The 10,699-nt window shown below is 74.2% G+C and carries 10 protein-coding genes; 6 read left to right on the top strand and 4 right to left on the bottom strand.

Going from position 1 to position 10,699, the window contains the following annotated elements; all coding sequences use genetic code 11:
* Window positions 1–168: 168 nt before the first annotated feature.
* Window positions 169–618, top strand: coding sequence for a DUF2550 domain-containing protein (locus ACIPAE_RS20465; RefSeq protein ID WP_329364518.1), 450 nt, complete (start codon window positions 169–171; stop codon window positions 616–618).
* Window positions 619–706: 88 nt separating this feature from the next.
* On the opposite strand, the gene ACIPAE_RS20460 is transcribed toward ACIPAE_RS20465, so the two are convergent.
* Window positions 707–1,279, bottom strand: coding sequence for a cob(I)yrinic acid a,c-diamide adenosyltransferase (locus ACIPAE_RS20460; protein ID WP_366412509.1), 573 nt, complete (start codon window positions 1,277–1,279; stop codon window positions 707–709).
* A gap of 170 nt (window positions 1,280–1,449) precedes the next feature.
* Between ACIPAE_RS20460 and ACIPAE_RS20455 the strand changes: the two genes are divergently transcribed.
* The 3 genes from ACIPAE_RS20455 (at window position 1,450) to ACIPAE_RS20445 (ending at window position 6,474) form a co-directional block, all read left to right on the top strand.
* Complete coding sequence (locus ACIPAE_RS20455; protein WP_329364514.1) at window positions 1,450–2,298, top strand: 3-hydroxyacyl-CoA dehydrogenase family protein; 849 nt, start codon at window positions 1,450–1,452, stop codon at window positions 2,296–2,298.
* 185 nt (window positions 2,299–2,483) lie between these two features.
* Complete coding sequence (locus tag ACIPAE_RS20450; RefSeq protein ID WP_329373889.1) at window positions 2,484–2,783, top strand: STAS domain-containing protein; 300 nt, start codon at window positions 2,484–2,486, stop codon at window positions 2,781–2,783.
* Window positions 2,784–3,012: 229 nt separating this feature from the next.
* A complete protein-coding gene (locus ACIPAE_RS20445) occupies window positions 3,013–6,474 on the top strand; it encodes a hypothetical protein (RefSeq protein WP_402446888.1) in 3,462 nt (1,153 codons plus the stop codon).
* A gap of 101 nt (window positions 6,475–6,575) precedes the next feature.
* On the opposite strand, the gene nucS is transcribed toward ACIPAE_RS20445, so the two are convergent.
* Window positions 6,576–7,238 carry an endonuclease NucS gene (gene nucS, locus ACIPAE_RS20440; protein ID WP_328469642.1) on the bottom strand — a complete coding sequence of 221 codons (663 nt, stop codon included), beginning with the start codon at window positions 7,236–7,238 and terminating at the stop codon, window positions 6,576–6,578.
* Window positions 7,239–7,467: 229 nt separating this feature from the next.
* On the opposite strand from nucS, the gene ACIPAE_RS20435 reads away from it, so the two are divergent.
* Window positions 7,468–7,860, top strand: a complete 393-nt coding sequence (locus ACIPAE_RS20435) for an SCO5389 family protein (RefSeq protein WP_328469644.1) — start codon at window positions 7,468–7,470, stop codon at window positions 7,858–7,860.
* Window positions 7,861–8,007: 147 nt separating this feature from the next.
* On the opposite strand, the gene ACIPAE_RS20430 is transcribed toward ACIPAE_RS20435, so the two are convergent.
* Window positions 8,008–9,033: an LLM class flavin-dependent oxidoreductase gene (locus tag ACIPAE_RS20430; RefSeq protein ID WP_402446885.1), complete on the bottom strand. Its 1,026-nt coding sequence runs from the start codon at window positions 9,031–9,033 to the stop codon at window positions 8,008–8,010.
* 334 nt (window positions 9,034–9,367) lie between these two features.
* Between ACIPAE_RS20430 and ACIPAE_RS20425 the strand changes: the two genes are divergently transcribed.
* Window positions 9,368–9,679 carry an ATP/GTP-binding protein gene (locus ACIPAE_RS20425; RefSeq protein WP_329364507.1) on the top strand — a complete coding sequence of 104 codons (312 nt, stop codon included), beginning with the start codon at window positions 9,368–9,370 and terminating at the stop codon, window positions 9,677–9,679.
* 163 nt (window positions 9,680–9,842) lie between these two features.
* Here ACIPAE_RS20425 and ACIPAE_RS20420 read toward each other — a convergent pair whose 3' ends face one another.
* A complete protein-coding gene (locus tag ACIPAE_RS20420) occupies window positions 9,843–10,616 on the bottom strand; it encodes an ABC transporter permease (protein WP_329364505.1) in 774 nt (257 codons plus the stop codon).
* Window positions 10,617–10,699: the final 83 nt, after the last annotated feature.

The following is a 10,699-nucleotide window of genomic DNA, read 5'->3' as shown; positions in this document are numbered from 1 at the left end:
GCGGGGGGGTGGTGCGGCCCGCCCGGGGGGCGGCCGCAGGATTATGTATTTTTCCCGGCCGTCCGTATAACCCCCAGGACCCGGGCGCGGCGGCCCCCCCGCGGGGGCGCCCCGCGGCACCGGCACAGCAAGGGCGGCAACTCATTCGAGGCGAGGAGGTCGGTGGACGTGATCCTCGCTTTCGAAGTGGGCGGCGCGGTCCTGGTGGCAGCGCTGCTCGGTCTCTTCCTCTTCGGGCTGCGCCGGCGCCTCATCCAGCGCCCCGGCGGCACCTTCGACTGCTCGCTGCGCCCGGCCCCGGCCGGCGACGCCGAGTCGGCCGCCGGCAAGGGCTGGGTCTACGGAGTGGCCCGCTACAGCGGTGACCGGGTGGAGTGGTTCCGGGTCTTCTCCTACGCGATCCGGCCGCGCCGGGTGCTGGAGCGCCCCTCGATCGAGGTCACCGGCCGCCGCGAACCCCAGGGCTCGGAGGAGCTGGCCCTGCTGTCGGACGCGGTGGTGCTCTGCTGCGTCCACCGGGGTGTCCGGCTGGAGCTGGCGATGAGCGACGACGCCCTGACGGGTTTCCTCGCCTGGCTGGAGGCGGCCCCGCCCGGCCAGCGCGTCAACGTGGCGTGACGTCCGTGGCCGGCTGAGCCGCGGACGAACGCGGCGCGGCGCCGTACCGCGCGGCCGGGTGCGCTGATCCCGTGGTGCCGTGACCGGCTCAGCGGTCGCCGCCCGGCACCCACAGCACGTCGCCGCGGGCGACGTTGGCGGTGCGGGCGAGGATGAAGAGCAGGTCGGAGAGCCGGTTCAGGTAGGTGGCGGTGAGCGGGTTCATCGTGTCGCCGTGCTCGTCCAGCGCCGCCCAGGTGGAGCGCTCGGCCCGGCGCACCACGGTGGTCGCCTGGTGCAGCAGCGCCGCGCCCGGGGTGCCGCCGGGCAGGATGAAGCTGCGCAGCTTGTCCAGCTCGGCGAGGAAGCGGTCGCACTCCGCCTCCAGCCGGTCCACGTAGGGCTGCTCCACCCGCAGCGGCGGGTACTTCGGGTCCGGCACCACCGGGGTGGCCAGGTCCGCGCCCACGTCGAAGAGCTCGTTCTGGACCCGGGTCACGACGGCGGCCACCGGCTCCGCGAGATCGCCGAGCGCGAGCGCCACCCCGAGCACCGCGTTCGCCTCGTTGGCGTCGGCGTACGCGCCGATCCGCGGGTCGGTCTTGGCGGTACGGCTCATGTCGCCGAGCGCCGTCGTGCCGTCGTCGCCGGTACGGGTGTAGATACGGGTGAGGTTGACCATGCCGACGAGCGTAGGCCCTGTCCGGCCCGGTCCGGGTCGCCACCCACCCGGCCGCGCCGCCCCAACTGTGCGACCAAGGACACACGGTGACGCGGCCGACATCATGCTGCGCCGGGTGCTGAAGGGGCGTTAGGGTCCGGGCCAGATACCCCGACGGAGAGGTGTGTGCCGTGGCGAAGAAGGTCGCCGTCATCGGAGCCGGACTGATGGGCGCCGGCATCGCGCAGGTGTCCGCGCAGGCGGGCTACGAGGTGGTACTGCGGGACGTGACCGACGAGGCGCTGGCCCGCGGCCGGAGCGGAATCGCCGCGTCCTACGACAAGTTCGTGGCGAAGGGGAAGCTGACCGCGCAGGACGCCGAGGCCGCGCTCGCCCGGATCACCACGACCACCGACCTGGACGCGGCCGCCGACGCCGACCTCGTGGTGGAGGCGGTCTTCGAGGAGGTCGAGGTGAAGCGGGAGATCTTCCGCACCCTCGACCGGCTGGTCGGCGACGACACGGTGCTCGCCTCCAACACCTCCGCGATCCCGATCACGAAGATCGCCGCGGCCACCGAGCGCCCCGAACGGGTCGTCGGCACCCACTTCTTCTCGCCGGTGCCGCTGATGGGGCTGTGCGAACTGGTCCGCGGCCACAAGACCAGCGACGACACGCTCGCCCGGGCAAGGGAGTTCGCGGAGCGCACCGGCAAGACCTGCATCGTCGTCAACCGCGACGTGGCGGGCTTCGTGACCACCCGGCTGATCTCCGCGCTGGTGGTGGAGGCGGTCAAGCTCTACGAGTCCGGGGTCGCCACCGCGGAGGACATCGACACCGCGTGCAAGCTCGGCTTCGGGCACGCGATGGGCCCGCTCGCCACCACCGACCTCACCGGGGTGGACATCCTGCTGCACGCCACCGGGAACATCTACACCGAGTCCCAGGACGAGAAGTTCGCCCCGCCGGAGCTGATGCGGCGGATGGTCGACGCGGGTGACCTGGGCCGAAAGAGCGGGCAGGGGTTCTACACGTACTAACCGACGTCACTCCAAGGAGTGAATTCGGTCTCGGTTCGCTCACAGGCGGCAACTTCTGTATACGACGGACCGTCAGTTGTGTGAGGACTGACGGGTCGACGCGTTCACGCCGCTCGCACGGCATCCATGCCGGCACCGTGTCCGCACCAGCACCGTGTCCATGCCAGCACCGTCCGGGAGTGACTATGCACATCAGGGGCGACCACGCCGAGCTGGTCGTCGGGGGGCGCCTCGACGTGCGCAGCGCTGCGGACGCCCGTACGGCCCTGCACACCGCGCTGGACGCCGGGCACGGCGACCTGGTGCTGGACCTGACCGAACTCGACTCGTGGGACGCGACCGGCCTCGGTGTGATCATGGGCGCGCACCGGCGGGCCGGCCGCGGCGGCCGCCGGCTGGTGCTGCGCGGTGTGCCCCCGCAGATGCAGCGGCTGCTGATCGCCACCCGGCTGCACCGAATCCTCGCGATCGAGGCGGAAACGTAATCCGCGGCAGCCAACCGCACGTAAAAGGCGTAACGGACGCTTCCCGCAGGTGAGGCACCCCCGGCACTTCATGGATGGTGTGCGAGCCCTTAGAGTTTGCGCATCGATGGCCAGGAGGCGTGCCACCGCGTGCGCCGCAGTAGGGGAATCCGGGCGGCGGTCCGTGAGCGCGGACCCGCGGCAGCCCGTGGCGGCCCCCAACCAGTGACGCACCTTGGGGGCGTACGACATGGATCACACCGAGCGCTTCGACTCCGTCGAGGACCCGGACGGCGACGACGGCCGTGCGGCCGGTCGCGGTGACGACCTCGCGCGGGGCGACGGCGCCCGTGCGGACCGGCCGGGACCGGCCGCGTCCGGGGTGTCGCCGTTCGGCGGCGCCTCCGGCGGTTCGGCCGGCCGGCGCCCGGCGGGGGCGTTCGACGCGTTCGCGGCCGGCGCCCCGCGGCCGGGCGCGCGGCAGGAGCAGCCCCGCGGCGAGTGGCCGGCCGCGCCGGAGCCGCCCGCGCAGCCGCCGTTCGGCCTTGGTGCCTTCGCCACGCCCGCGGTCTTCCAGGACCCGGCCGCCGAGGACGACGGGCTGGGGCTCGCGGCCGGCGCCGGAGCCGTCGCGCGGCTGAAGGGCGCCGAGAGCTTCGACGCGTTCGGGACCGGCGGGAAGAGCCTGCGCGGGACGGAGCAGAGCGCCGGGGGCGAGGCGGACGACGCGGGCGGTACGGGCGACGCGGGTACGGAAGCGGCCGGCAGCGCCGCGGGCGGCGACGGTACGCGCGGCGACCTTACGGGTCCGGGTGACGCGGACGAGGGGCGGGCACCTGGTGCCGGGCTCGACGCGTACGACCCGCTCGCCGACGACTTCGACCCCTTCGCTCCGGCCGCCCCGGTCGACCCGGCGCAGCCGGCGGACCCGGGCGCGGGCGTCGTGCCGTTCAGCGGGGGTGGCGACATCGCCGGGTTCGGTGACGGGTTCGGCGGCGGGTTCGCCGACGCCCCGGCCGTCGATGTCAGCGGCCCGGGTGGACTGGCCCCCGCGGACCGCGACCTGAGCGGCTCCGCGCCGGGCTCCGGGTTCGGCGCCTTCGGGGCGCCCGGGAACTCCGGGGCATCCGGGGTGTCCGGGTCGTTCGACGCCTTCGGCGGGTCCGGCGGCGGGTCCGGCGGGTCCGGGACCGGGGGAGGGGCCCGGTCGGGCGGCAGCTTCGACGCGTTCGCGGCGGGAGCGGTCGGCGACGGTGACCGGCTGCCCGCGCTGCGACCCAGCCACACCCCCTCGCTCTTCGACGCGACCTCGCCCGTGCCGCGGGTGACCCGGCCGGCCCGCGACCCGCTCGCCCCCGAGGTGGGCGGCGGCAGCGGCCCGGGCACCAGGGTCGAACGCGTGGTGACCGCGGACTACCTGCTCACGATCAACCACGTCGACGGCACCGAGGTCGTCAGCTGCCCGCCCGAGGAGGCGCGGGTGCCCGCGCGCCGGAGCAAGGCGGAGCGCACCGCGCGCAGCGCCGGCGCCCGGCCCACCCCGCCGCCGGGGCCGCCCGGTCCCGAACTGCCGCTGCTGGAGCGCGACGAGGAGCGGGAGCGGCTGATACGGCTGCTGGCCCGCGGCCGTTCCATACGCGTCACCGGCCCGTCCGGGGCCGGACGCACCGCCCTGCTGGAGTCCGTGGCCAACGCCTGCGGCGACCTCGCGCCCGACGGCGTGCTGTGGCTGTCCGGCTACCACCGCACCGTCGCCGACGTCCTGCAGGACCTCTACGCCGTCGTCTACGCCGGTGACGGCTACCGCCCGGCCCGCGCCGAGCTGCCCGGGCTGCTGCGCCCGATCGGCGCCGTGGTCGTGGTGGACGACCTGGAGTTCGGCGGCGCCGCGCTGGAGGAACTGCTCGCCGCGGCCCCCGAATGCGCCTTCCTGATGTCGGCCACGCCCGGCGTGCCCGCGCCCGCCGCCGACTCGATGGTCGAGGAGGTCTTCCTCGCCGGCCTCACCCGGGTCGCCAGCCTGGACCTGCTCCAGCTCGCCGCCGGCCGGACGCTGGCCGAGGACGAGGCCGCGTGGGCGGCCGACCTGTGGTTCGAGTCCGAGGGGCTGCCGCTGCGCTTCGTGCAGGCCGGCGCCCTGCTCCGGCAGCGGGACGCGCTGCGCGCGCCGGTCGAGGAGGCCGAACCGGCGGAGTGGGACGACTCGGTGTGGGAGAAGGGCGCCCCCGGCACCGGTGTGCCGTCCCCTGGCGTACGTCGGCCCGCGTCGGACCCGCTGCCCTCGCTCGCGGAGAGCGCCGCGCCCGCGGACCTGCTCGCCTCGCGGCTGAGCGAGGCCGCCCGGGAGGCGCTGGCCTTCGCGGTCGCCCTCGACGGCGAGTGCCCGCACCCCTCGCACCTGCCCGCGCTGGTCGGCGACACCCACGGTGACGCGGCGCTCGGCGAGTTGACGTCCGTCGGGCTCGCGGTGCCGGTCGCCGCGCACTTCCGGCTGGCGGCCGGGGTCGTACCGCAGCTCGCCCCGAGCCTGTCGGTCGACGGCGAACTCTCCGACGTCCAGGCGCACACCGCGGCACTGCACTACGCCTGGTGGACCGGGCACCCCTCGGTCACGCCCGAGCGGGCCACCGCCGAGTCCGAGGCGATCATCGCGGCGATGACGGCCTGCCGTGACGGCGGGCACGCCAGCGCAGCGGTGCTGCTGGCCCGTACGGTCGCGCCCGCGTTCGCCGCGGCGCTGCACTGGGGGGCCTGGGAGCGGGCGCTGCGGATCGGCCAGGAGGCCGCGCGGCTGTCGGGGGAGGTCGCCGAGGAGGCGTACTTCCTGCACGAACTCGGGGTGCTCGCGCTGTGCACGGGCCACCTCGACCGGGCCCGCGCCGACCTGGAGGCGTCCATCGCGCTGCGCGCGGCGCTCGCCGACCGGCAGGGCACGGTCGTGGGCCGCCGCACCCTCGCGCTCGTCACCGACCTGGCCGGCAGCGCCGCACCGGAGGTCCCGCCGACGGCGCCGGCCGAGCCGCGGGCGGCGGCCACCGGGACGCTCGCGCTGCCCGAGGCCGTGCCGCCCGTGCTCATCAGCAAGGCGCCCACGCCCGGCGCGGCCCCCGCCGCGGGGCGCGCCGCGCCCAGCGTGCGGAAGCTCGCGGTGGTCGGCTCCCGCCGCAACCTCGTGGCCGCGGGCACCGGGGTCCTGATCGCCGCCGTGGTCGGCACGATCGTCACCCTCGGGGCCACCTCGGGCGGCGACGACCACCCGGACGACCAGGTCAAGCCGATCGAGTCCGTCCAGCAGGACCCGCCGGACACCACGCAGGCCCCGGCCCAGGACGGCACGACGGCTTCCCCACCGGCGAGCTCGTCCACCGCCTCGCCCTCGACGACCTCCACCCCCACCGGCTCCACTCCCGCGGGCACCACCACCGCCACCGGCACCACGGCCACGACCCCCCCGACCACGCCCCCGACCACCCCGAGCACGGGCCACCCGGGCGGAGGCGGCAAGCCGACCCACTCGCCGACGACGCGGCCGACCACGCCCCCGCCCACCACGAAGCCTCCGACCACCCCGCCCACGACCCCGACGACCCCGCCCCCCACGGACTCGACGGGCCCCTCACCCTCCATCGCCACGCAGCCCGCGAGCACACCCGCCACCACCCCGGACACCCCCTCCGCGACCCCCTCCGATACGGCAACCGCGACCCCGTAGACAACGGTGCCCCCCAGGGGCGCGGGGAACGGCGCGAGCAACCCCCACGGGCAGGTGGTCCCTGAACCGACAGAACCGCCCACCCGGGCGGGTCAGGGGCCCTAGAAGAGGCGGAGCTTGTCGTCCTGGATGCCGCGCAACGCGTCGTAGTCCAGCACCACGCAGTCGATCCCGCGATCAGTCGCGAGCACACGTGCCTGCGGCTTGATCTCCTGCGCCGCGAACACGCCCTTCACGGGCGCGATCCGGGTGTCGCGGTTGAGGAGTTCGAGGTAGCGGGTGAGCTGCTCCACCCCGTCGATCTCACCGCGCCGCTTGATCTCGATCGCCACCGTGGCGCCGCCACCATCGCGGCAGAGGATGTCCACCGGGCCGATCGGCGTGGGGTACTCGCGCCGGATCAGGGTCCAGCCGGCGCCGAGCACCTCCATCCGATCAGCGAGCAGCTCCTGCAAGTGCGCTTCGACGCCGTCCTTGATGAGACCGGGATCGACCCCGAGTTCGTGCGACGAGTCGTGCAGGATCTCCTCGATCGAGATGATCAGCTGTTCGCCCGCCTTGTTGGTGACCGTCCACACACCGTCGTCGCCCTCCTTGAGCGAGCACGGCGGGGACATCCAGTTCAGCGGCTTGTAGGCGCGGTCGTCCGCGTGCACGGACAGGCTGCCGTCGGCTTTGATCAGCAACAGCCTTGTGGCGGAAGGGAGATGAGCGGAGAGCCGACCGGCGTAGTCCACGGAGCAGCGGGCGATCACGAGGCGCATGGTGTGCAACGCTATCCGACCCCGCCCCCGCCCGGAAAATTGGCCGGTTGTGGGTGTCGCCGCCTGGTGCGGCCGCGCAGGTGACGCCTACGGTTGACGTACCGGGGCCGACGATCCGCACTTTGGGGCGGCCTCCGGGCAACACGTCCTCCCGCACGGCGCTTCCGGCCGTGCGCGGTGCCCGCAGACCCCCGTCCGCTCAGGACGCGTGGTCACGAGAGGAGTACCCATGTCGCTCGACGTCTCACCGGCCCTTCTCGAACAGGCCGAGCGAGGCGAGGTCGACGAGCAGGAGTTCGTCGACTGCGTCCGGACGTCCCTCCCTTACGCGTGGGAGATGATCAGCTCGCTGGTGGCGCAACTGAAGGTCGACGGAGGGGAGTTCGCCGACAACCAGGTGCCGCCGCCGAGCGAGAAGGAACGCGGCCAACTGCTGCGCGCACTGGCCAGCGACGCGATACGCGGCGCGCTGCAGCGGCACTTCGGGGTGCGGCTGGCCTTCCAGAACTGCCACCGGGTGGCGGTGTTCCCCTGGGACCCGGCGGTGGAGCGCAGCTTTGACGAGTTCACCTCGTTGCGGTCCCAAGTGCTCAACCAGTCACCGGAGTTGCGGGACTGCTGAGCCGGCCGCGCCGATCGGCCCGTCCGCGGGGCCGGTCGGCGCGCCCACCCGCCGCGCCCACCCGCCGCGGCCGGACCGGCGGCCGTAAACGATCAACGGTGCCGCACACAACCAGGCGTGCCGCCGTGCCGGGCGCTCCGCACCGGATCAGGCCAGTTCCGGGAGCACGTCGCCGCCGAGCCGGGCGACGTTCTCCATGGTCGCGTCGAGGTCGCCGGAGCCCTCGGCGAGCAGGGCGAAGCGGGTGATGCCGGTGCGTTCGGCGGTGGCGGCCAGCCGGTCGGCGCACAGCCGCGGCGACCCCACCGGGTGCAGGGCGCAGAGCAGTTCGGTGTAGCCGTGCGGGTCGCGCATCGCGCGCGGGCTGCCGTCGTAGGTGCGGTGCGCGGCCAGGCCCTGCTGGAGCCAGCCGGGCATCGCCTTCGCCAGCACCTCCACGGCGTCCGCGCGGGTGTCGGCGACCTGCACCACTCCCGCGGAGACATGGCCGGCCGCCGCGACCACGTCCGGCGGGTGCCCGGCGGCGCGCGCCGCCTGCCGCCACATCGCGACCATCGCCGCCTTGTCGTCGTCGCCGCAGTGCATGCCCAGCAGCATCGGCAGGCAGCGCCGGGCGGCCTCCCGTACGGTCCCGGGCGAGGTGCACGCCACCACCACCGGGGGGCCTGGCCGACCGTCGAGTTCGTCCGGCCGCGGCACCACCGCCACCTCGCGGAAGGCGTACCGCGGGCCGGTCGCCGCCACGGCGGGCTCGCTCAGCCAGCGCATCAGCAGATCGAGCGATTCGGGGAAGCCGCGCTCGAAGGCGTCGAGTCCGGTGCCGAAGACCTCCAGGTCCACCCATGGCCCGCCGCGCCCCACGCCGAGGGTGAAGCGGCCGCCGGAGGCGAGGTGCAGCAGCGCCGCCTGCTCGCCGAGCGCGACCGGGTGGACGGTGGGCAGCACGCTCACCGCGGTGCCGACCCCGATCCGCGAGGTGCGGCCGAGCATGATCCCGGCAAGGGTGACGGCCGACGGGCAGACGCCGTACGGCACGAAGTGATGCTCGGCCAGCCACACCGAGTCCAGCCCCGCAGCCTCCGCCGCGTCGGCCGTGGATATCGCCCGGCTCAGCGCCTCGCCCTGGCCCTGGCCGGGGAACTGGGCTGCGAGAACGAACGTCCCAACGCGCATCACGCACTCCCTCTTTCCCCGTCCAACGCTTGGCACGTGCCAAAGGCACGGCCTGGCCCGGGAGTTTTCATGATTTTCGGCAGCCGATGAGCGGGCGGCAGCCGGGCGCCAGCCGGGAGGCAGCCGGGAGGCGGGCGGGTTGCGCAAGGGCGGCGGAAGGGCTGCCGAAGGGCGCTGGGCGGGCGTCAGGAGGGCGGCGGGCCGCGTGTGGGTGTGCCGCCGGGCCCGGGGCGTACGCGTAACCTGGAGGGACGGTTCGGCCCCGGCGGCTCGGACCGGTCCGCTGTCGAACCAGTGCAGCCCGGGGCCTGGCCGGGCAGAGCGCGAGGTGTCCGTGTCGCCGCGACGTAACCGCCCGTACAAGCCGGCGCCCGCGCAGGAGCGCGAGTCGGGCCTCGGCGGCGGCCGGACCGAGGAGTGGCAGGGCGAGGAGTGGGTGGTGCGGCCGATCGCCGGCAGCGCCTCCGCGAAGCACTACCGCTGCCCGGGCTGCGACCAGGAGATCCCGCCCGGCGTCGGCCACGTGGTGGCCTGGCGGGAGTACGGCGGGGTGGACGACCGCCGGCACTGGCACCGCGCCTGCTGGAACGCGAGGGACCGCCGCACCAGCAAGGTGCAGCGGTCCCGTAACGCCCCGCGGTACTGACGCGCACCGCGGTCCCGAACGCTCTGCGGCATCGGTTCTTTCGGTGGTCGCGCCCGCCGGCGGATTCACTCGTTCGAGTGACGCGTTCCGTGCTCCCGAAGTGGCGTGACGCGCCCGTGCGGGCGGGCCTGTCGCAGGCGCGGACCGGCGGGCGGACCCGGGCTCAGGCGTCGCGCTGCTTGAGTACCACGTAGCCGCCGATGAGCACCGCGATCACCCACAGCGCCATGATGCCGATACCGCCCCAGGGGCCGTACGACGTGTGGTCCCCGGAGCCCGGCACCACCTGCATGATCTTCTGACCGGCCTGGTCGGGGAAGTAGCGGGCCACCGACTTGACCTTCGGCACCGCGCTGAGGATCGGCGAGACCAGGAAGAAGAACGGCATCAGGATGCCCAGCCCCAGCATCGGGCTGCGCAGCATCGCCGCGGTGCCCACGCAGAACAGCACGATCAGCGTCATGTACAGCCCGGCGCCGAACACCGCGCGCAGCACGCCGTGATCGCTGATCGAGGCGCTGTGCGAGCCGAGCAGCGCCTGCCCGACGAAGAAGGTCAGGAAGCTGGTCACCATGCCGACGATCAGGGCGAGCACCCCGGCGACCGCGACCTTCGAGGCGTAGAAGTGGCCGCGCTGCGGCACCGCGGCCAGCGAGGTGCGGATCATGCCGGTGCTGTACTCGCTGGAGATCACCAGCACGCCGAAGACGATCAGCGCGAGCTGGCCGAGGGTCATGCCGAAGAAGCTGGTGTTCGTCGGGTCGAAGGTCGCCTTGTCGGACGGCGACATCGAGCTCCACTGGCTGTTGAAGACGGCGCTGATGATCGCGCCCAGCGCGATGGTGACCAGGAAGGCCAGCGCGAGCGTCCACACGGTGGAGCGCACCGAGCGGATCTTCGTCCACTCGGACTGGAGGACGGCGGAGGTCGAGGCCATGGTCAGTGCCCCTTCTTCTTGCCGTTGTCACGCCACTGGGCGCCCCACTCGGGGGCGGCGGGAGGCGGCGGCGCCGCTTGACC

The sequence above is a fragment of the Streptomyces sp. NPDC087270 genome (assembly GCF_044744625.1).
Taxonomy (GTDB): domain Bacteria; phylum Actinomycetota; class Actinomycetes; order Streptomycetales; family Streptomycetaceae; genus Actinacidiphila.
The sequence above is the reverse complement of the archived record's forward strand: the minus strand, read 5'-3'. Positions and strand labels throughout refer to the sequence as shown.

Bases quoted from the DNA above. Each gene is read 5' to 3' on its own strand.
- ACIPAE_RS20460 (WP_366412509.1), bottom strand. From the start codon at position 1,279: ATGGTCAACCTCACCCGTATCTACACCCGTACCGGCGACGACGGCACG.
- ACIPAE_RS20450 (WP_329373889.1), top strand. From the start codon at position 2,484: ATGCACATCAGGGGCGACCACGCCGAGCTGGTCGTCGGGGGGCGCCTC.
- ACIPAE_RS20445 (WP_402446888.1), top strand. From the start codon at position 3,013: ATGGATCACACCGAGCGCTTCGACTCCGTCGAGGACCCGGACGGCGAC.
- nucS (WP_328469642.1), bottom strand. From the start codon at position 7,238: ATGCGCCTCGTGATCGCCCGCTGCTCCGTGGACTACGCCGGTCGGCTC.
- ACIPAE_RS20435 (WP_328469644.1), top strand. From the start codon at position 7,468: ATGTCGCTCGACGTCTCACCGGCCCTTCTCGAACAGGCCGAGCGAGGC.
- ACIPAE_RS20430 (WP_402446885.1), bottom strand. From the start codon at position 9,033: ATGCGCGTTGGGACGTTCGTTCTCGCAGCCCAGTTCCCCGGCCAGGGC.
- ACIPAE_RS20420 (WP_329364505.1), bottom strand. From the start codon at position 10,616: ATGGCCTCGACCTCCGCCGTCCTCCAGTCCGAGTGGACGAAGATCCGC.